Below are 19999 nucleotides of genomic sequence, written 5' to 3' on the forward strand. Positions count from 1 at the left end.
TGACTCTGAATCTATTTTAACCGATTCGACATAACTCATACGCCACGCGATTTTGCTGGATTGGCGCGGAGATTCGATCGTTCAGGGCTTGACAGAATTTGTCGCATCCTCTGAGGCGGTTCGAGATCTGGGGGAGCCGTCGCGTTAAATGCACGAAGGATTGGAACGGACGGGCTATGATAATTCGATCTTCAGCCGTACTGTCTCTGGGCCCTCTTTCTTGCGACATTTGATTTTGGAGGAGATTTTATGCGCCGATCCCTGCCGTTCATTTTGCTTTTGGGTTGGGCTGTGTTCGTGTGCGCGTTGAGTGCGCGTGCGCAGAACCCGGACGCCCTTGCGCCGTACTTTGAAGGGAAGCAGGTGACAGTGAAGATCGATATGCCGGCAACTCAGAAGGGCGTGGATATTTATCCGAACCGGCCGCAGCCGCTGGATGCGAAGAGTTATGGGGACCGGATGAAGCAGTTTGGCGTGTCGTTGCAGAAGGGCGATACGACTATGGTCACGAAGGTGAAGGTGAATAAAGATAACGTTGAGTTTCAGATTGGCGGTGGAGGCTACGGGACGGCGGGCGATAACACAGATACTTCCGTGCACTTTACTCCGGCAGATAAGAGCGATCGGGAGAAGGAGCTGGAGAATCAGCTGAGTAACGAGACCGATCCGGACAGGCGGAGATCGTTGCAGCGAGAGCTGGATAGTGTGAGGAGGGATCGAGAGAGACGCGACTCATATAACCACGCGAGAGCGGAGGACGATGCGGCGAGGAGGACGGACCAAGTTGGCATGAAGCGGCAGCAGGGTGGATCTCGGTTCAACATCCGCATGGATACGAAGAAGATGGGGGATTCGCTAACGCCTCAGGTGATTCAGGATGCGTTGGCGCAGTATGTTTCGTTTACTGGTAATGCTGCAGGTGCGGCGGGTGGTGGGTATCCGAATGCCGGTGGTCCTGCGGGCCAGGGTGCGGATCAGGTGTCGGGATTGAAGAAGGGCATGACCAGAGAGCAGGTGGAGGCTATGTTCGGGCCTGCCGTAGAGGCGCACGACCGAACGGAGAATGGCATGTCGATGACCACGTGCACGTATAAGAGCGCGGATGAGAGGGTTCAAGCGGATTTTGTGAATGGAGTGCTGGTACAGTACTCGGTCTCTTCGCGTTAAATTCTTCGCGTTAAAGATTTCCGCTGCGCGCGATGCGGTCACTTCGTGACGGGTATACCCCTTTGGGTGGCGCTCCCTTTGGTCGCGAGGAGATATTTTTGCCGACCATCGGGAGGCGCTGGGCGAAGCCGGGTGTACATGTCACGAAGTGACCGCTGCCCGCGCAGGGCGATTAGGCTGCTGCACGGCCTGCGGCTGTGGCGGGTGGGACTTCGATGAGCTTGCCGGATTTTACGTCGTAGATATAGCCATAGACGGGGATAGATTTCGGGACGAGCGGGCTGGTGCGGATGCGGGTTACGTCGGCGAGCACTGATTCGGCCTGATCTTTGATGGTGAGGAATTCGATGAACTCTGCTGCGGTGGAGCCTGGGCCTTTGCCCACGTCTTTGAAGCCTTCGGGAGTGAGGGCTGCGGTTTCGAGGCTGTTGGCGAGGAGGCCGCGGATGACATCGTTGGTGAAGAACTGCATGCCGCAGTCGGTGTGGTGGATGACGAAGAACTCTTTCGTGCCCAGAAGTTTGTAGCTGATGACCAGGGAACGGATGGCGTCGTCGGAGGCGCGGCCGCCGGCGTTGCGGATGACGTGGGCGTCTCCTTCGGCGAGGCCTGCGTATTTGGCGGGGTCGAGGCGGGCGTCCATACAGGTGAGGATGGCAAAGCCGCGGGCAGGCGGGAGGGCTAGGTTGGCTTTGGCACCGAAGCTCGAGGCGTAGGATTCGTTGGCGGAGAGTACTTCGGTGAGAATTTTGCTCATGATGGGGTCTCCTGGGCGTGTTTTTTTGATGGTGTGTTGTGGTGAGTTCGTGGTGGTTTGATGGAGCGAATTACTCGGCGTGGGGATCGACGACGTGGATAGGCAGATCGTAGTGGTTGGAGGTAAGCTCCCATCGTCGGTCCTCCTCTTTGTGGAGAGTGTTCTGGTCGGGGAAGAGTTGGTGGAGGACTTCGCCTTCGTGAGTGGAGGAGGGTTGATCTTTGTAGCTGATGACGATGCGATAGTCCCAGCGACTATCCTCTGAAGTGTGCAGACCGGGGCCGTAGACGGTGTAGCTAGTAACGTAACCAAGCTGCTGCTCGCGGTCGAGGGCGGCGATCTGATACTTGCGGAAGAGAGACCACCACTGGTCGTGGTGGCCGTACTGGACCCGGTAGACCCACTCGACCAGATAGGGCTTTGCGGGGGTGGGCGCTGCGGCTTGAGCCTTGATTGTGATGGGTGCGATGAGGGTGAGGACGGCGAGAGAAAGGCTAATAAGTCTGAGCATCGCGGTTGTCTCCTTGATTGTTCGTCGTTAGCTGTCGGCGCGAAGCGAATGCCTGACCGAAGGTCAAAGCGGAATATGAGCGCTTGGGTGCTCGACTGACGATTGATCTGGAGGGTTCTGCTGTTCCCTGAGGTGTCGTCAGCCTAGAGGCTGGACGGACAACAATAACGGGATACGGCTGGGAAGGTCACAGATGGAGAGTAATCGATGCCGGATAGGTCGTCAATAGCTTCCAGATGGATGAGATTGACATGGCTAAAGTTGAGATGAAAAATGCTGCTCAAGAGAATGCGCGACAAATCGGTGTGATGAGGTAGCGCAGAATGGCACGAATGGTGGCGGCTCGATCGTTGATTGCGGTGCTGATTGCATCTTTTCCTGTTCCGATCTGGCCGCAGACCGGATATCAGTATGAAGAGATGGCCCCTGATCCGGTGCTAAAGACACCGGCGACGCTGGACTCCATGATGATGCGAGCGGGATACGAGCAGAGACATCGTGATTGCCTGGATGCGGGCCTCCATATTGACGCAGTGTTGGCGCTGAAGCCCGACTGGGCAGGGGCGCGGGAGCTGCGGCTTTACTGCGAGCGGCAGGAGGAGCGTCGTGTGGAGGAGATGGACGATCTGAACAAACTGATCGATCTGCAACAGGACTATTGGAGGAGATGGTCGGATCGGGCCGACCTGCATGAGAAGAATCTGGAGCAGCAGATGGCGTTGGAAGATGTTAGCCGTGCGATTGAGTTGCTTCCGTGGGGCATAGATTTATACATCCGGCGTGGGGATTGGAAGGAAAAACTGCAGGATTACGGCGGGGCATTCGCGGATGCCGAAGAGGTTCACAGGCTTGCTCCGGAATCTGTAAGACAGGTGAAGGAGATGGCGCGGTTAGCTCTGTTGGCTGGCCAGAGCGAGCCCGTCGTAGCACGATACCGCAAGCTGGCGGAGATTGGCGATCCGAAGCCGGAAGACTCTCCGCGAAAGGACGATGATCTTTCGACTGCCGGCATGGGTTCTGAGGAGCTGACGCTGCGTGCTGGCTATGCGTTGACATTGGGAAAGTTGGAGCTGGAGTTGAAGTTTTTGAGTGCTGCTCTGGCTGTTCAGCCGGGTCTGATTCCAGCTCTGGAGAGACGAGTTGAGATTGCGAGGATGGAGAAACAATGGATAGCACTGAACCCACGGCAGGATGTTGAACGCTTGATCGAGTTGAATCCCAAGCGGGCCGATTACTACCGTTTCCGCATTGAGTTTCGACCGTTTCCAAAAGATCCGGAGGCAACACTGCGGGACATGGGAACGATCATTCGTCTGGAACCGTATGAGGCGAGGAACTACTACGATCGCGCGTACTTTGAGTTGGGTTTGAAGGATCCAGATTCGGCGATTGAGGATCTTCGACACGCGATCGATCTCGACCCGAGCAATGCGCAGTACTGTTATCGGCTATCGAAGGCCTATGCGCAGAAGAAAGCTCTGCTGACCGAGGCGCTGGCGCTGAACTGGGCGTTGATTGGCGAGCCCGATAATGCGGTCTGGTTGCGAGAGCGCGCGAAGCTACCTTGAAGATCTGAGGAAATGCAAAAGCCCGGGCTGGTGGCCCGGGCTTTTGTGTATCGGTGATGGTTACAGATTAGGACGCGGCTTCTTCGGTGGTGGCTGCTTTGGCCTGGGCTACGGTCCAGTCGGGTGCGCCTACCTTGAAGCGGGCGAAGCGACGGACGCTGATGTTCTCGCCGAGCTTTGCGACCTTGGAGGCGATGAGCTGGCCGATGGTCTGCGAGGCTTCCTTGATGAAGGGTTGGTCGAGGAGGCAGAACTCTTCATAGAACTTGGCGAGCTTGCCTTCGAGCATCTTCTCGATGATGTTGGCGGGCTTGCCGGAAGCAGCGGCCTGGGCGCGGTAGACGTCTTTCTCGCGCTCGAGGTCGGCTTCGGTGACATCCTCGCGGCTGACGAAGCGCGGGTCAACGGCAGCGATGTGCATGGCGACGTCGCGGAGGAGCTCCTGGAAGTCGTCGGTTCGGGCTACGAAGTCGGACTCGCAGTTGAGCTCGATGAGGACGCCGATCTTTCCGCCAGCGTGGATGTAGGTGCCGACTGCACCTTCGTTGGTGGTGCGGCTTGCCTTCTTGGCGGCCGAGGCCATTCCGCGCTTGCGGAGGACGACGAAAGCATCTTCCATGTCGCCTTTGGCTTCCTGGAGGGCCTTGAGACAGTCGCCCATGGGGGCGCCGGACTTTTCACGGAGTTCTTTGACGAGTTTTGCGTCGATCTTTACGGCGGTTTCAGTCATGGTGAGTTTCCTTGGGAGTTGCGGTTTCTGCGAAAGGGGGCGCGGGCTGGATGCCCGCGCCCCCACCAAAATAACAAGAGGCGGTTACGGCACGGCTAATGCCCTGCCCTTTCCTTGTGGCGACCTCTCGGCACGAAGAGATGCGTTAGACGGCGGCCTGGGCGGAGATGGACTCGTTCTCTGCTTCGGGCTCGCTGGCGGCTGAGGGCGCCTTGCGGATGTTTCCGCCGAGGACTGCGGCGAGATCGACGGTTTCGTCTTCTTCGGGAGCAGCTTCGACAACGGGCTCGGCAGCAGCATGGATCTCGCCGGGCTCGATCTCGCCATCTTCGCCGATGTACTCGGGGGAGACTGCGAGGGGCTGAACGTCAGCGGACTCGGTGGCGAATGCCTTCTCGGAGACCATCTGGACGCCTTCGTAGGCGGAATCGGCGATCTTCGTGGTGAAGAGGCGGATGGCGCGGAGGGCGTCGTCGTTGCCGGGGATGACGTAGTCGACGACGGTGGGGTCGCAGTTGGTGTCGACGACGGCGACGACCGGGATGCCAAGTTTGCGGGCTTCGGCGACGGCGATGGCTTCGTTGTTGGAGTCAACGACGAAGATGGCGTCGGGAAGGCGCTTCATGGTCTTGATACCGGCGAGATTGGTGGTGAGGTGCTTGCGCTCGCGCTCGAGCTTGATGACTTCCTTCTTGGTGAGGAGCTCGTAGCGGCCGTCGGTCGACATGTCATCGAGCTCGGTGAGGCGCTTGACCGACTTCTGCACGGTGACCCAGTTGGTGAGAAGACCACCGAGCCAGCGGCTGTTGATGTAGGGCATGCCGGCGCGGGTGGCTTCTTCGGCGATCGCGTCCTGTGCCTGGCGCTTGGTGCCGACGAAGAGGATGAGCTTGCCGGTGGCGGTGAGATCGGTGACGAACTTGGAAGCCTCTTTGAACATCTTGAGGGTCTTCTGGAGGTCGATGATGTAAATGCCGTTGCGCTCGCCGAAGATATATTCCTTCATCTTGGGATTCCAGCGCTTGGTCTGATGCCCGAAGTGAACGCCAGCTTCGAGCAGTTCTTTCATAGTGATGTTTGCCAATGTAGCTCCTTGGTTAAGACAGCCGGACCGGTGCTCCGGTGCCTGGATTGATCCCGCGTACGGGAGATTTGACTCCTTGCCTCACGATGCTTTGAGAGGGTGTTGCTCAAGCGGTGATTCCTTTTCGCCGCTTTGATACAGGGCCCTTGGTGTTGCGGTGGAAGCCGGGCTGACGCCTCGGCTTCCACCTTCAAAAGCAAAAACAACGGCAAGTACAGAAACAGATCCCCTTCGGGGATGACAACCAAAAAAGCAACGACAACTGCCTTGAACAGGCGATTAGCGCTTGCTGAACTGGAAGCGAGCGCGAGCGCCCTTCTGACCGTACTTCTTGCGCTCTTTACCGCGCGAGTCGCGGGTAACGAGGCCTTCTGCCTTGAGCGCCTTGCGGAGCTCGGGGTTGAATTCCATGAGGGCGCGTGCAATGCCGAGCTTGACTGCGTCGGCCTGGCCCATGACGCCGCCACCCTTTACGGTGGTGATGACGTCGAAGGTCTCGCCGATGTCGGCGATGCCGAGCGAGCGCTTGGCGGCTGCGCGCTGTTGAGCGGTGACGAAGTAGACATCACACTCTTTTTTGTTGACGGTGAATTTGCCGCTGCCTGGACGCAGGAAGACGCGTGCGATCGAGGACTTGCGACGGCCGGTTCCGTAGTACTGAATCAGATCTGCCATGGTGCTCCTTGAACTTTTGAAAACCCGGGGCTGATGCCCCAAAACTCGTTAGCTCCCGAAGATCGGGAGGGGACGCTTAGCCTTCGAGGGAGTGCGCCGGATGCGCCGGCACCATGACCTTGGAGGTGAGAACCTTGGGCGCGTTGGAGGCATGAAAGTCCATGGCAACGGGCTGCTGGGCGAGGTGGGGATGCTGGGCTCCCTTGTAGACCTTGAGCTTGGTGGCCATCTGGCGGCCGAGCTTGGACTTGGGAAGCATGCCCTTGACGGCCTGCTCAACGATGGCTTCGGGGCGACGGGCGAGAAGCTTGATGAAGGACTCTTCGCGAAGACCACCGGGGAAGCCGGTGTAGCGGCGATAGAGCTTCTGGTCAGACTTGAGGCCGGTGAGCACGATCTTTTCGGCGTTGATGATCACGACGTGATCGCCCATATCGATGTAGGGGGTGTAGAGCGGGTTAGTCTTGCCGGCGAGGACGGAGGCGGCCTGTGTGGCGAGGCGACCGAGGGTCTTACCGCTCGCATCGAGCACGTACCATTTGCGCTTAATGTCTTTGCCACTCGGAATGGTGGTAGGCATTGTTTGGGTTACTCCTTGTTTCTGCCGTCTTCAGTGTTCGGCGTGGTGCATGAAGAAAGTGGTGCCGTTGATGGTTCGCTAATAGGAACTACTGAGAAGCCCGAAAGAACGTTTGTTCCAGGGCAAGGCGACGTGCGGGAAGGGAGAATTGCTCTCCAAACACGCGGAACAAGCCGCTTGAACTGGACTACGCACAAACCTATGGGATGGGTGCTTCAGGGGCGGCTATGCTGAAAGCTGCTCCCCAGTGGATCCACCACGGATGCCTCACTGACCTGACTCGCCTGGGAACGGTGGGGACACAGACGTACAGACGCGAGACTGCGCGAGATTTAATCTTACTGGTGGCTCGGGGTGGCGTCAAGGATTGTTTGGTTTGTTTTAAGTGGCCTGCCGGCCTGGCCCGCTACGCGCGGGGCGGTCACTTTGTGACGGGTATACCCCTTTGGGTGGCGCTTCCGTTGGTCGCGAGGGGACATCTGCCGACCATCGGGAGGCCCCGGGCGAAGCAGGTATACAAGTCACGAAGTGACCGCCGCCCGCGCAGGGCGTTTTAGCGTTGCTCTGCGAGGTCGAGGACGTAGATTTGGCCGTCGTCGTAGAGATGGCGGCGGGTTTGGGCTAGTTCGGCGTATTGCTGGTGGGAACGGAAGATGATGGCCTGTTCGCTGTGGATCCACTGGGTGCGGCTGGGGTCATGGAGAACTTTGACGGCCTCGCGGTCGAGGCCTACGAATTCGGCGTAGGAGCAGACGAGGTAACGGAGGTTGTGGGCGAGGAGGTACTCGGCGAGGGCGTTGCCATCTCCACGGGAGGGCCAGCCAGGGGGGAGGCTGGCGGCGCCGGGGTAGTCGGCGATCTTGATGTCGTTGACACGGTAGTCGAAGAGGAAGCTGTTGGTGACAGTGGCTAGAGCGCCTGCGTTGGTGGGAATGGCGCGCTGGACGGCGGCGTATTCGGCTGCGACGGTGGGGGGGACGATGGGGGTGTCGCGGAGGCCGGCCTTGAGGCCAATGGGGATCTGGTCGTACTCGTTGGTGAACTTGTTGCGCCAGGTGGTGATGGCGGTGTAGGCGATAAAGATGATGGTGAAGGTTTGGAGGATGGGCCAGCGACGAGAGCCGGGGAAGGTGTTGCGGCGACGGCTGAAGACGATGTAGAGAAGCAGCATCGCGGGGATGATGCAGGGGTAGTTGTAGCGGCGGACGGAGTCTCCGCCTGTGCCTATTCCGACTAGTAGCGTGGCGCAGAGAGCGGCGGCGGAGAGGGAGAGAATGGCTTCGCCCTGCTCATCGTGGTCGCCGAGGAACCATTCGAGCACGAGTAGGAGGCCGAGGGGGGCGCAGAAGGGGACGACCTTGTGCAGGATGATGGAGAGGCCGGCTCCGGAGGGTGCGGGATAGAGGCCGTAGGTGCTGTATTGGTAGCCCTTGCCAAGCGAGGGGTAGAACCAGGTGCCGGAGGTGGCGTGGTTGGCGATCATCCAGGGGGCCATGACGATGAGACAGGAGAGGGCGGCGAGGAGGAGGGTCTTTACGCCTGAGGAGAGGCCGCGGCGGCGCGCCTGAAAGAGAGCGAAGCAGACGACGAAGATGACTCCGTGGGGAAGGTAGGTGGATTTGGTGGTGGCGATGACGCCAGTGACTGCGCCGAGGAGAAGGGCTTCAAGGGTTGGGTTGTCGGCGAGGAGTTTGCGGTGGGCCGCGAGGTAGACGAGCGCGAAGAAGAGGGCGCTTGGCAGAAGGACGAAGGTCAGGTTGAAGACGAGTTGAGGTGTTGTGAAGACGAGAAGTACGAATATGGCGCGCTGAGGTGGGGTGAGGTTGAACTCCGAGGCGAGAGCGAAGGCGAGGAAGGCGAGAAGGAGGAGGCCGAGGGCGCGATCGGCCATCTGGACGTCTGTCAGGGGGAGGACAGCGAGGACGAGGGTTTGGAGGAAGTAGTTGCCGCCGATGCTGGACATGATGCGGCGCTCGCTGAAGGGGTCGGCTGCGTAGTGGTGGAGCTGGAGCATCTTCGCGGGGGCGGCGAGGTAGAAGTTGTAGTCGTCGGAGGCTTGGTAGGACTGGGTGTGTACGGTTGCGGCGATGCGCACGATGAAGACCAGGGCGGTGAGGATCAGGAGGACTGGGACGAAGCTTGAGGCCCAGGAGGTTTTTTGGAGGAGCGGGGGTGAGGCGGGGGTTTCGGTGTGGTTGAAGGTGACGCGCAGGAGGATCGCGGCGAGAAGGCCGAGGATGGTGATGGCTATCAGGATGGGAGCGGTGATCAGGTGCAGGAGGTTGAGACAGCCTCCGAGGAAGATGACGACGCCGAAGCCGCTGGTGGCTGCGAGTGTAATGGAGGGGCGACGGATGCTGAAGAGACGAAGGAGAATGGCTCCGTAGCCGGCGATGGAGAGGAATAGGAGGGCGCACCAGAGTAGGGCCTCAATGAAATGCAGCAGCGAAGCTGGGGTCATGCGACATCCTCGGTTTGTTGGCGGGAAGGGCTCCGCTGATGAGAGCGGAAGTGCCTCCGGAAGTCAGGCTTTCAGATTCTATAAGTAAGTTCTGTCTGGTCTTGTGGTTTTTTGAGACGGTGATGGTTGCTTATTCTGGTTATCTTGTTCACGCAGTAGGAAGGGACGAATTTCCTGCTCAGATGACACACCGGCTGAACCGTTACGCGGAGGCTTCCGTCGAGTTGCAGGCAGCTGTTGCAGGCATCTGTTGCAGGCATCTGTTGCAGGCTTCTGTTGCACGCATCTGTTGCAGGCATCCTAGGGGAAGAGGTTTTCGAGGATTTGCATGACGCATAGAAAAAAAGCGGCGATTGTTTTGGTTTGGATGGTCGGGTGGGTTGCTGGGTTTGGGCAGTCTACGTCGGGGCCGGTCGCGGATGCGGAGATGGCGGCTGCTTCTTTGTTGGTGGGAAGGGCGCTGTTTCTTCGTGGATTTTATTTGAACAACGAGTTGACGTATGACGCTGCAGGAAAGGTTCGTGGAGAGCCTCAGGTGGGTGATTGGACGTTGTCAGCGGTGAATGTTTTGAAGGTGGCGCGGAGAGGGACGGGCGAGATTGAGCTGGATGGGGTTCGCGCTGCGGCTCGATATAACCCGGACAACCATGAGTTTGAGCGGCATGTGTTGAAAGACGAGAAGATTCAGGTGGTGGTCGCTGACCCGGGAGATGCGACAAGGCTGGAGGCTGTGTTTGCAGAGGTTTTTTCGGTTGGGATCGATCCGGAGATGCAGCGGGCGATGCCGGACTACTGGCGGCATTACTTCAACCCGGCGCTGGCGTGGCCGCAGGATGCGTTGGACGGGCAAACTGTGTATCCGATGGATGGGCCGGGGGATCTGTCGAAGGATGTGATTGCGCCTAAGGTGGATCACCGGGTGGAGGCGAAGTTTGGCGATCCGGCGCTACGAGACAAGGTGAAGGGATCGGTTGAGCTGCGGGTGGTGGTGGATGCGAGTGGAGTGCCGCGGAGGGTGGCGATTGTGCGACCGCTGGGGTATGGACTTGATGCCAGCGCGGTGGAGGCAGTGGAGAAGTGGCGATTTGCGCCGGGAATGAAGGGCGGGAGTCCGGTGGCGACAAGCATGGTTGTGGAGCAGCAGTTCAGCTTTGCGAACCAGAGGCCGTAGGAACCAAGATGGTGGGCTGAGATGGGGTCTTGGCGGGAGCCGTGAGGTGGCGCCCGAGGAGCATGGCTGGGCGCTCGATGAGGCGATAGAAGATCTCCGCGACCAGAAGGCTCGCCGCAAGGTAGAGGAGAAGGAGCACGCCCAGCCGAATTTGCCCAAGGAACCTGTGGATCAGGGCGAAGAGGATCGTTCCGTGAACCAGATAGAGGCTGAAGGATCGTTCGCCGAGATAACGGGTGGCGCGGAAGCTGAGAAAAGTACGGAAGAGCACGTTATCGATGGCGAGCACGATGAAGATCACGGCTGCTGCTGCGATGGGCCAGTCGAATAAGTCCTGAGGGATGGAGAATCGCTGCACGATGGAGCTCGCGTCCGCGAAGCAGTAGACACAGAGTGAGGCGAGGACAATGCAGGTGACACTGGTTGGGGTAAGACGGGAGTACCAGCGATTGATCGCGGCGAGATGCTTCGCCATGATGGACCCGATGAGGAAGAAGGCTGCGTAGTGGAGCGTCAGGGTCGTGTCGAGCGCGGCGCCGGGGCTGGCGAGGTGGAGCGTAGACGAAGAGAGTGTGGCAAGGGGAAAGGCGCAGAGCGAAAGAGCGACTGCAAAGAGAGCCAGCCAGACAGTACGGAAACCTAGGACTGCGATGGCCAGGAACGGAAAGAAGAGAGAGATCCTCATCTCGTAGACGAGCGACCAGAAGGCAGTGTTGAGCTGGGCCCAATCGTAGTTGCCAAGAAAGGTGATGTGCTGAAGCACGAGGCGGGCGGTGACTGGTTCGGACCAGGTGAGGTTGAGCCAATAGTCGGTGGATAGGAGATGACTTGGGAAGCTAAGGTCGCAGAGTACCGCTAGTGCCAACGCCCCGAGATAAGGCAGATAGATGCGACACACCCTTTTCAGGAGAAAGGGACCATAGTCGAGGCGGTTTTTCTTTTTGTAAGGGAGGGTGAGGACGAATCCGCTAAGCAGAAAGAAGAGGATAACGGCCTGATGGCCGGCGACGAGAAGGCGCAGCGGGGTGCGGATGAGAAGGTGGAATACCTTGTCTGGCAGGATGCGGGAGAAGTGGTGAAGAACGACCGTGAGCGCCGCGATGCCTCGAAGAGAATCAAGCTCGTGGAATCGCCGATCAGCTTGACGGTCTGGATTTCTTAGTTCAGTCCCGGTCACTGTAAGGTCAAGTCTACTGGAACTTACGGGGGCAAGTTACCAAAGGGGCACAAATGACTCCATTTTTTTCCGAATTAGGAACTTGAAGTAACGCCGCCTGGCTTAATGCTCGAGCTGGATGGGGCTGGGCTGCTGACCGAAGTTGGTTTGGAGGAGGCGGGGGATAGGGGGTTTGCGGTGGTGGCGTGGAGTGGTGCCGGGGATGGCGGGGTCGAGGCGGTAGAGGATGAGGAGGTTGCGCTCAGGGTCGTCCATGGCCGGGAAGGCGGCGACGCGTTGAAGGTGGTAGATGGGGGTGAGAGCGTCCATCTTGTCGTCATCGACCTGGTTCCAGGCGACGTACCAGCCGGGGTGGTAAGCGCGGACGCGGACGGCGAGGTCCATGGTGCCGAAGTCGTCGCAGATGGACGGCAGGCCGGTCATGAGGGAGAGGTTGGAGCCGCTGATGGAGAGGATGAGCGGGTTGTGGGTGTGGTCGGCGGAGACGATCTCGCGAATCTGGGCTGCGGCGGAGGTGAAGGTGTAGTCGGGGGTGCGGACGTAGTGGAGGGTCTGGCGAGCGTCGGTGACGGTGAGAACGGCCAGGACGGCGACGATGCTGGCGGTCGCGAGACGACGGAGGGGGGACAAGCTCGGTTGCGCGCTTGTCCATAGAGTCGAGAAGACGATTGGGATCAGCAGCGTGAGGGGGACTGCGAGCACGAGGTAGTAACGAGGCTGGAGGTTGTTGTGATAGGCGAGGAAGAAGGTGTAGCCAGCGGCCCAGAGGAGCAGCGCGGGTATGAGTGGGTTGCGAAGGAGCCGGGGGTGGAGGATGAGAGCTGAAAAGGCGGCGAGGAGAGCAAGAGGGTAGAGTATGTTGCCGATCCAGAGGCCATCGGTGATGGTGTCGCCGAGGACCGAGAGGGCGGTGGCGGGGGTGATGCCGGTGTAGCCGTTGGCGCTGAAGAGGTAGCGATAGTCATCGAGAAAGTGGGGGCGGATGATGAGGGCGTAGTAGGCGATCCAGGTTACGGCAGCGAGGGCGGCGGCGGTAAGAGCGAGACGGAGGAATGGGCGGATCCGGTATTCGGCGCGGGCCCAGAGGATCCAGCCGATGGCGGGGAAGAGGAAGATGGCCGTGGTTTTGGTGAGAACCATGAGGGGAAGAAGCAGGCCCAAGGCGAGGATGGGGATGGCTTGACGAAGGCGGGCTCGCACTGAGATCGGCTCGATTCCCTGCACCGGCGTCGCGTAAGAGGCGGCGAGTAGGGCGAGGAGCGTGAGGAGGATGAGGAGGGGCTCGAGGATCGCCATGCGGGTGAAGACGTAGCAGAAGGGACTTACCGCAAGAAGGAGGACGGCGATGGCGGGGGCCAGAGTTTTGGCGGGTTTCTGGTCGGGGGTCTGCTCTGGGGTCGCTGCTGGATTTTGCCAGCGGCGAAGCAGGAGGTATGAGGCTGCGAGGATGAGGCCGAAAATGGCGACGGTGAGGCCGCGGGCGGCGGTGAGACTGACGCCGGTGAAGCGGAAGAGGGCGGCTTCGAGGAGAGGCCAGACGGGGAGGGCGGCGGCAGGGTTGAAGTCGCCGGGGACGTACCAGTGGCCGCGCTGGAAGTGGCGGATGGCTCCGTCGCCGTACCAGCCTTCGTCGGTGTACTTGGCCCAATCCATCCAGGGGGAGTGGTTGGGGAAGTCGGCGCTGAGGTGGAAGGCGTGCAGGATGAGGAAGATGGCGGAGACGAGAAGGAGCGCCGCCTCGACGGTGCGAAGAATTGGAGACGAGATGGAGCCTGGCCGCTTCATTGTGTACGTTTGGTTTAAACGCAAATTTGTCGTGAGAGTTTAGGGTATTACAGAATTAGTACGAAAGGATGCAAAGTGTTGCGCAGGGTTGGTGGCGGAGGTCCCGCGGGGTTGTGGACGATGGATCGAGTGCTATGCTCCTCTGAAACCGCAGTGGGGAAGCGAGACGAGAACGGATGATGCAGGGCCCAAAGAAGGTCGTCAGCGTACTGCTGAGTCTTATCGTTTTGTCGGCGGGTTTTCTGGACTACTGGAGCTATAGTCAGGCGTTCCATTCGGAACCAGGTATCTGGATGGATGTGGTGGGGGGGACGGCGAATGCGCCGAACCAGTATCGGATAGGCGTGCTCGATACGGCTTACTTTTTGGCTCAGCATACGCATTTGGCGCTTCGGCATACGTTGGCGTTGCTGGATGTGATTGCGGCTTTTGTTGCTGTGTTTGCGCTGTTTTTTGTGCTGCGGCGGTCGGCGGTATATCGCGGGACTACGCTCGAGGGGCGGTGGTTTGGGGCGGCTGGATTTTTGGTGCTAGTGCAGTTTTATCTGGCATGGCTGCTTTGGTATCAACGGCCGGAGACGCTGCCTACGGCGGGGATTTTGGCGGTGGCGCTGTTGCTGCTCTCGGAGACTGCGCCGGGGGGAGTGGGGACTGCGGTGATTGGTCTGTTGGTGCTGGCTGTCGTGCAGGGGTTTGTTCGCGCGGATGTTGCGTTTGCGCTGCATTTGGGGATTTTGCTGGTTTGCCTGACGCCTCTCGGGCAGCGATTTGCACTGTCGCGAGGCTTGCAGGCGGGGACGAGCGCGCTTGCGGTGTTGCTTGTGGTGGGGATTCAGTTTTGGCTGATGCATTGGGCATTTCCGCATGCCAGCTATGGAAGTACGCCGATGTTCCAGCTGATTTTGAATTTGCTCTCGCCGACAGGCTGGATCCCTTTTGTGCTGTTTATGGGACCGTTCGCGTGGACTGTGTGGATGGTGGGGCGGAGAAGGTTTCAGATGGAGGCAGGTGGAGTGGCGGTATTGGTGGGGGCGTTGATCTTTCTTGGAATGTGGATGGTGGTGGGGAGGGTGAAGGAGGTGCGGATCTTTTTGCCGTTCGCACTGGCGCTGGCGCCTCTGACCATCGAGATTGCGATGCAGCGGTTTCTGTCCACGACCAAGGGTGAGGTTCACACTTTGACGGAGAGATCCTGAGAAGAACTCGTCTTATTGCAAAAGCGGCTGTAGTTCGGGCGGCGTCGGTGGAGGATCTTTGCAGATTTCGAGCGCTTCGGAGCGTCGTGCCAGGAGGTAGTGCTGGTCCGTCTTATCCACCCTTCGGAAGGGATAGAGCCCGCAGAGCTGCCAGTCTTTGATTGGCAAGTAATGGCTGATGGCGTAAACCGCCTCGGCGTGGAGAAACAGGAAGTCGGGGTTCGTCGCGACGCAGCGGGTAAAATGCTGGTCTTCTGTAAGGCCAGCGTTGCTTCTGCCGTTGACCAGACCGGCGAGGTCGCAGATATCCGCGCGAGAAAAATAACCGATTTGGCCTATATCGAAGGCAATTCCACGTTTGCCTTCCAGGGTCTCGAGGTGATTGCTCTGAAAGCTGCGGACGAGAGTGGCGCGATCTCTTAAGAACGGATACATCACCTTCGATTCGATCGGCAGGGCAAATAGAGCGAGGGCCAGGAAGCAGTAGGCCGGCAAGAGTACGGGACTTTTTGATTCACTCTCGATCGGGCGAAGCGTCAGCTCAAGACTGTTCCACAGGGCCGAGAAAAAGAATGACCAGACGAAGTATCGAGCTCCCTGAATCTGCTGTCCCCGAATCGCCGCGATCGAAAACAGGATAGGAAAGATGGAGTTGGCGACCAAGGCACGCGGTGAGAGCCGTGACGCGCGCAACAGCAGGTAGAGGGTCAGGAGCCAGAAGATGAAGATCCCGGCTCCAAAGGAGAGCCCGCCTGCGAGGACCTTTGCAGTAACGCTAAAAGCCACCTGCCAGTCGGCGATGCCGTCAGCCTTTGCCTTCGCTGTGTCGGGAAGCAGGTGATGCATTTTGATGACGATAAAAAGCATGGCCAGAAGGCCGCCGAGGAGCAGATGACTCGCGCTCAGGATCGATCGCAGGCGGAGGTTGAAATTCGAGTCCGGAGCGAAGATATGTTTCCACGCAATGAGGAGCGACCCGATGCCGCACAGGAGGATGAGTTCGACACGGAGGAAGACCGCAAGGAAGCCTAGAACCGTGCAGGCAGCGTATCGGACGGGGGTGACAGAGTTGTCTTCGGATTCGCGAAAGGTGAGCCAGCAGATTAGAGCGACGAAGCAGAGAGCGATGCCGGTCTCCATGCCGTCGTCCAGCCAGCGAACAGAGGAAGGCGTAACGAGGAGGGTCATCACAATAAGCCCGAGGAGACGGGCGAGCGACGACTCACGTGGAGTTGCGCGGAAGAAGAGTACGGCCACGCCAACTAAGAGAAGAACGTGAATGCAACTTGAGACCAGGCGCGGGAGATTCGGAGATGCCGAAAGAGGGCGGAGGAACGACAGGAGGTAGATGTAGAGAAGGCTCGATGCGCCGTAGTTGGGATGGACTCCGTCGTAGGTGACGAGGTGAGTGTGGAGAAGATTTTCGGCGTAGCGAAGGTGAATGAATGCGTCATCCTGAACGCCTGCCCAGGAGATGCCGATCCAGACAAGAAGCCAAATCAACAAAGCCAGGGCAGCCCAACGATATGCTCGATTGATCCATGCATTCACTTGTGCCACACCTCGCCCGGGTTCGTTTGAATTGCTGTCGAAATGAGTTGTCGATGTTTTTGCCTACTCGTAAGAGAGGGCGTCGATGGGGTCTTTGCTGGCGGCTTTGAGAGCTGGGTAGAGCGCGCCGAGGAGAGCTCCGATGAAGGCGATGAGGGTCGCCTTCCAGACGTAAGGGACGTTGATGACGAAGTCGAGTGTGGGGAAACGGGCTTCGAGCGCGGCGCTGAGGGCGAAGCTGGCTGCGATGCCGAGGACGATGCCGATGGTCGCGAGGACGCCGGTCTCGCGAAGGACGATGCCGACGATGTAGGAGCGCGAGGCTCCCATGGATTTAAGGATGCCGATCTCGCGGGTGCGCTCCATGACGGCGGTGTACATGGACTGGAAGATGACGAGGAAGCCGATGATGACGGCGATGCCGATGACGACCTGAAGGCCGATGTTGAAGCCGGGGAGTCGGTCGGGGGAGATAGAGGAGAGATACTCCTCGGCGGTGGCGACGTTGTAGGTACTCATGCCGGGAGTGGCGAGGATCGCCTTGCGGACTTCGTCCTGATACTTCGGCTGGTCTTCGGTGCGGAGGTAAAACATGGTGGCTTTACCCTCAGTGCCGGTGAGCGAGCCCATGGTGTCGATGGGGACGAACTTGCGGCCGCCTTTGCCGTGGGCGACGATGCCCGAGATTCGGAACGGATGGTTGAGGATGCTGATGTGGTCGCCAACCTTTTTGCCGGCGGCGGAGTAGTCGTCGAGGATGACGTCGTCGGGGCCCTGGAAGGGGGTGCCGGAGAGGAAGGTGAAGGGCAGGAGCGCGTCGAAGCTCTTGAAGTCGATGCCGTAGATGGTGTCGAGGGAGCTGTTGATCTGGACGTTGACGGGGGCCGAGACGACGACGTGGGGGATCTTCGCGAGGACGTCAGCGACTTTGATAGAGGCCCCGGCGGGGCTCATGCCGATGAGGTTGCTGGCGGTGTTGGGGCGGACGAACATGTCCATGCCGATGCCGTTCTGGCGGGTCTTGAATCCGTTGAGCTTGCCCATGAGGATCGCGGTGATGGAGAGGATCATGATGACCTCGATGGCGATGGCGAGGCAGCTGATGAGCGAGCGGAGGGGACGGTGGACCAGATTGCCGGCAACTAATTTGTTCATTCTTGTACCAGTGTATGGGAATCCGCTCGGCAAGGGAGGGATGCTGGTGCTTGACTATACCGTTGGGCGGTGCCGCTGGGTGGAGCGGTCATCTGGAGTGATCAAGGGGTGTGAGGTTGATCCGGCTTCGACGGAGGGGGAAGGAGGATGCGGCCAGCGATGCTTCGGATAGACCCTGTTCGGCGAAGCTCGATGCCCTCGGGACCTATGAAAAGGGTTCCAAGTACCGGCATCACATAAGCACCTACGACAGCGGCAAAGATGATGCCAAACGCGGTGTAGAAGCAGATGTAGATGAGACTTGGAAGATCGCCTTCAGGAGCCGCGTGAGCATAGAGAACCATTACCAGTAGCCCCCAGGGAGTCTGACGGGTATCGCCGCAGAGAGAATCAAAGATCGTAAAGAGCAGAGTCCAAATAGCAGGGGCGAGAAGGAGGATTCCTGTCCAACCGAGCATGTGGAAGCCCGTTGCGGTCGAAGAGAAGGAGATTCCAGTGCTTTCGTCCGACTCGCCCAACAAGCCCACTTCGTGTGCCCAGATATTTCCGATCAGGATCGAGGGCTTGTCCTTCCAGATGAAGTGGGGAACAACGTTCTCGAAAGCCAAGACAATGGGGTAGGCGCCAAAGTTGCCGGATAGTCCCGTCTGATTGATGAGTGCGTCGTCGATCGAGAGCATCTGGAGACGATCGAAGAAACCCTGAGGGGTGTTGAAGTAACCGAGGATCCGTTCCTCGTACGAATCCTCAGAACTCTGCAGGTATTGCTCGCGAACGTATCCCAAATTTGTAATGAGACTGAATACGGTCGCGAAGCTGGTCCCGCCGTTTTCTTCTCGAAAGTTTCTTCCATATTGAGCGTAGGGAACGAGATATCGAAATATGAAGATGGTGGCGAGGATCGCACCTATGATTTGCGCTCGATTGAGCTTATATCGTTGGGAGGCCGCGGTCAGGATCCAGGCGGCAAAGGGAGCAAACATTCCCTCTTTAGAAAATCCAAAGAGGCCAACCCAAAACATCAGGAAGCCAGCGAGGAGAGCGGGGAGGTTAATGCTCCGCCTGCCGCCGCTGCGACGGATGGTGTTGAGAGTTCCGAGGACGACCGCCATGGGAAAAAAGCGATTGAGCTGGTTGAGGGCGCTTAGGACAGAGCCGCTTCCAGAGGGAAAAACGACGAAGGCGATATTAAGCAGAACTCCAGCGATGAGACAGCCGACGGTGGCTGTCTGCATCTTGGCGTCTGTAACCATCCTTCCCAAGAGGGCGCGCTTGGGAGTAATCCTTCGAGTGAGATAGATTGCTACGACCATCATGCACATGCCCACGAGCACGACTCTGATGGTGAGGTCAGGGGACAAAAGGTTGCTGTCTGCGGGCTCTCCAAGATAGGCCTTCATACAGAGCCCGACGATGACGCCGAGCACTGAGTTGAAGAAGATGAAGGCACCTGAGGTCCGGGTGAACCCCCCAGCAACATTAAATCCGTGTGTGGCGACGAGGATGTAGAAGAAACACGCTAGCGCGAAGGTGGCATGGGTGCCTTGGGATATCTGGATGAGGCAGAGTGTCAACGCGAAGAAGAAGGCGGGGACGATCGAAATTTTTTCGGGAAAGGGGAGACGCACTCGTATTCTTTCTCAACCAGGGACTGGAACGGCTTCCGAAAGCCTGCGGGCACTGGGGCGGAGCTTTAGGTTGGACCGCCAAAAGTCACGGATTCGCTCGATCGACGCTTCTATTGCGATGATAGCGAGCGGAAGCGCGGATCGTCAAAGAAATACCCCTTAGGTGGAATGCGGGAGATAACCAGAGAGTAACGGTTCTAACCGGCGTGGTTCCAATATGGTAGGTGGGACGCTTATCACCCAAAAGTGGCTTTGACTTTGACAAATCCTCCGGTCTATTCTTCGATGAATTACGTTGGTGCGAGCTGGAAACAGCTTCGTGCCGATAACAGTTGGACGGAGCGAATGGAGCGATTCGGCGACGAGCTACGACGGGAGCGCATGAGGCGCAAGGTCTCGATGGAGAGTATCTCCGAGGAGACTAAGATCTCGGTGCGTCACCTGGAGGCGCTTGAAGCCGGCGAGTATGACTCGTTGCCGGGAGGGGTGTTCCGAAAGGGTATTGTTCGTAGCTATCTGACTGCGGTGGGATTGGAAGAGACGCCCTGGATCGAACGGTTCGAGGCGAGTCTGCGAGAGAGCGGCACTGAGAACGGAAATACTGACTGGACCGAGTTCGCAGAAAATGTCCGAAGGAACAGAAGCGGCGTCCAGCCGAAGCAGAACCTGCGCTGGATGGGCGTTGGAACCATGGTGACAATGCTGGGAGTTCTGGGCTGGGCTGTGTGGAAGTTCGCCCTTCACGGGCGTTTGATCCCATAAAATCAATGGTCGTCGATGTACCCGAGCAAGCGATAACTTAC

Annotated in this window: 17 protein-coding genes; 5 read left to right on the forward strand and 12 right to left on the reverse strand. The window is 58.7% G+C overall.

Annotation, left to right across the window (positions count from 1 at the left end):
• Positions 1–249: 249 nt before the first annotated feature.
• A complete protein-coding gene (locus RBB77_RS22535; protein ID WP_353063943.1) occupies positions 250–1167 on the forward strand; it encodes a hypothetical protein in 918 nt (305 codons plus the stop codon).
• 172 nt (positions 1168–1339) lie between these two features.
• Here RBB77_RS22535 and RBB77_RS22540 read toward each other — a convergent pair whose 3' ends face one another.
• Entirely contained in the window at positions 1340–1924 is a 585-nt protein-coding gene (locus RBB77_RS22540; protein WP_353063944.1) for a beta-class carbonic anhydrase, read from the reverse strand.
• A gap of 70 nt (positions 1925–1994) precedes the next feature.
• Positions 1995–2435 carry a hypothetical protein gene (locus RBB77_RS22545; protein WP_353063945.1) on the reverse strand — a complete coding sequence of 147 codons (441 nt, stop codon included), beginning with the start codon at positions 2433–2435 and terminating at the stop codon, positions 1995–1997.
• A 323-nt stretch (positions 2436–2758) separates the two neighbouring features.
• Between RBB77_RS22545 and RBB77_RS22550 the strand changes: the two genes are divergently transcribed.
• Positions 2759–4003: a hypothetical protein gene (locus tag RBB77_RS22550; protein WP_353063946.1), complete on the forward strand. Its 1245-nt coding sequence runs from the start codon at positions 2759–2761 to the stop codon at positions 4001–4003.
• A 67-nt stretch (positions 4004–4070) separates the two neighbouring features.
• On the opposite strand, the gene RBB77_RS22555 is transcribed toward RBB77_RS22550, so the two are convergent.
• The 5 genes from RBB77_RS22555 to RBB77_RS22575 all read right to left on the reverse strand — a co-directional run bounded on the left by RBB77_RS22555 (position 4071) and on the right by RBB77_RS22575 (position 9533).
• Positions 4071–4733, reverse strand: a complete 663-nt coding sequence (locus tag RBB77_RS22555) for a translation elongation factor Ts (RefSeq protein WP_353063947.1) — start codon at positions 4731–4733, stop codon at positions 4071–4073.
• Positions 4734–4878: 145 nt separating this feature from the next.
• Entirely contained in the window at positions 4879–5817 is a 939-nt protein-coding gene (gene rpsB / locus RBB77_RS22560; RefSeq protein WP_353063948.1) for a 30S ribosomal protein S2, read from the reverse strand.
• A gap of 279 nt (positions 5818–6096) precedes the next feature.
• Complete coding sequence (rpsI, locus tag RBB77_RS22565; protein ID WP_353063949.1) at positions 6097–6492, reverse strand: 30S ribosomal protein S9; 396 nt, start codon at positions 6490–6492, stop codon at positions 6097–6099.
• A gap of 76 nt (positions 6493–6568) precedes the next feature.
• Positions 6569–7072, reverse strand: a complete 504-nt coding sequence (rplM, locus tag RBB77_RS22570) for a 50S ribosomal protein L13 (RefSeq protein ID WP_353063950.1) — start codon at positions 7070–7072, stop codon at positions 6569–6571.
• A gap of 553 nt (positions 7073–7625) precedes the next feature.
• Positions 7626–9533 (reverse strand): hypothetical protein, encoded by a 1908-nt coding sequence (locus RBB77_RS22575; RefSeq protein WP_353063951.1) that lies wholly within the window; start codon positions 9531–9533, stop codon positions 7626–7628.
• Between the two features lie 328 nt (positions 9534–9861).
• Here RBB77_RS22575 and RBB77_RS22580 point away from each other — a divergent pair, with 328 nt between their 5' ends.
• Complete coding sequence (locus RBB77_RS22580; RefSeq protein WP_353063952.1) at positions 9862–10704, forward strand: energy transducer TonB; 843 nt, start codon at positions 9862–9864, stop codon at positions 10702–10704.
• On the opposite strand, the gene RBB77_RS22585 is transcribed toward RBB77_RS22580, so the two are convergent.
• The gene (locus tag RBB77_RS22585) at positions 10679–11881 is read right to left on the reverse strand and encodes an acyltransferase family protein (RefSeq protein WP_353063953.1); all 1203 of its coding nucleotides are present in this window, start codon (positions 11879–11881) and stop codon (positions 10679–10681) included. The genes RBB77_RS22580 and RBB77_RS22585 overlap by 26 nt on opposite strands.
• A 102-nt stretch (positions 11882–11983) precedes the next feature.
• A complete protein-coding gene (locus RBB77_RS22590; protein ID WP_353063954.1) occupies positions 11984–13666 on the reverse strand; it encodes a hypothetical protein in 1683 nt (560 codons plus the stop codon).
• Between the two features lie 176 nt (positions 13667–13842).
• On the opposite strand from RBB77_RS22590, the gene RBB77_RS22595 reads away from it, so the two are divergent.
• Positions 13843–14862 carry a hypothetical protein gene (locus RBB77_RS22595; protein ID WP_353063955.1) on the forward strand — a complete coding sequence of 340 codons (1020 nt, stop codon included), beginning with the start codon at positions 13843–13845 and terminating at the stop codon, positions 14860–14862.
• Between the two features lie 12 nt (positions 14863–14874).
• Here RBB77_RS22595 and RBB77_RS22600 read toward each other — a convergent pair whose 3' ends face one another.
• The 3 genes from RBB77_RS22600 to RBB77_RS22610 all read right to left on the reverse strand — a co-directional run bounded on the left by RBB77_RS22600 (position 14875) and on the right by RBB77_RS22610 (position 19196).
• Positions 14875–16422: a hypothetical protein gene (locus RBB77_RS22600; protein WP_353063956.1), complete on the reverse strand. Its 1548-nt coding sequence runs from the start codon at positions 16420–16422 to the stop codon at positions 14875–14877.
• Between the two features lie 54 nt (positions 16423–16476).
• Positions 16477–17568 (reverse strand): ABC transporter permease, encoded by a 1092-nt coding sequence (locus RBB77_RS22605; RefSeq protein WP_353063957.1) that lies wholly within the window; start codon positions 17566–17568, stop codon positions 16477–16479.
• Between the two features lie 101 nt (positions 17569–17669).
• Positions 17670–19196, reverse strand: coding sequence for a hypothetical protein (locus tag RBB77_RS22610; RefSeq protein WP_353063958.1), 1527 nt, complete (start codon positions 19194–19196; stop codon positions 17670–17672).
• 252 nt (positions 19197–19448) lie between these two features.
• Here RBB77_RS22610 and RBB77_RS22615 point away from each other — a divergent pair, with 252 nt between their 5' ends.
• A complete protein-coding gene (locus RBB77_RS22615; protein WP_353063959.1) occupies positions 19449–19958 on the forward strand; it encodes a helix-turn-helix domain-containing protein in 510 nt (169 codons plus the stop codon).
• The last annotated feature ends 41 nt before the right edge of the window (positions 19959–19999 follow it).

It is taken from the genome of Tunturibacter psychrotolerans, assembly GCF_040359615.1.
Taxonomy (GTDB): domain Bacteria; phylum Acidobacteriota; class Terriglobia; order Terriglobales; family Acidobacteriaceae; genus Edaphobacter; species Edaphobacter psychrotolerans.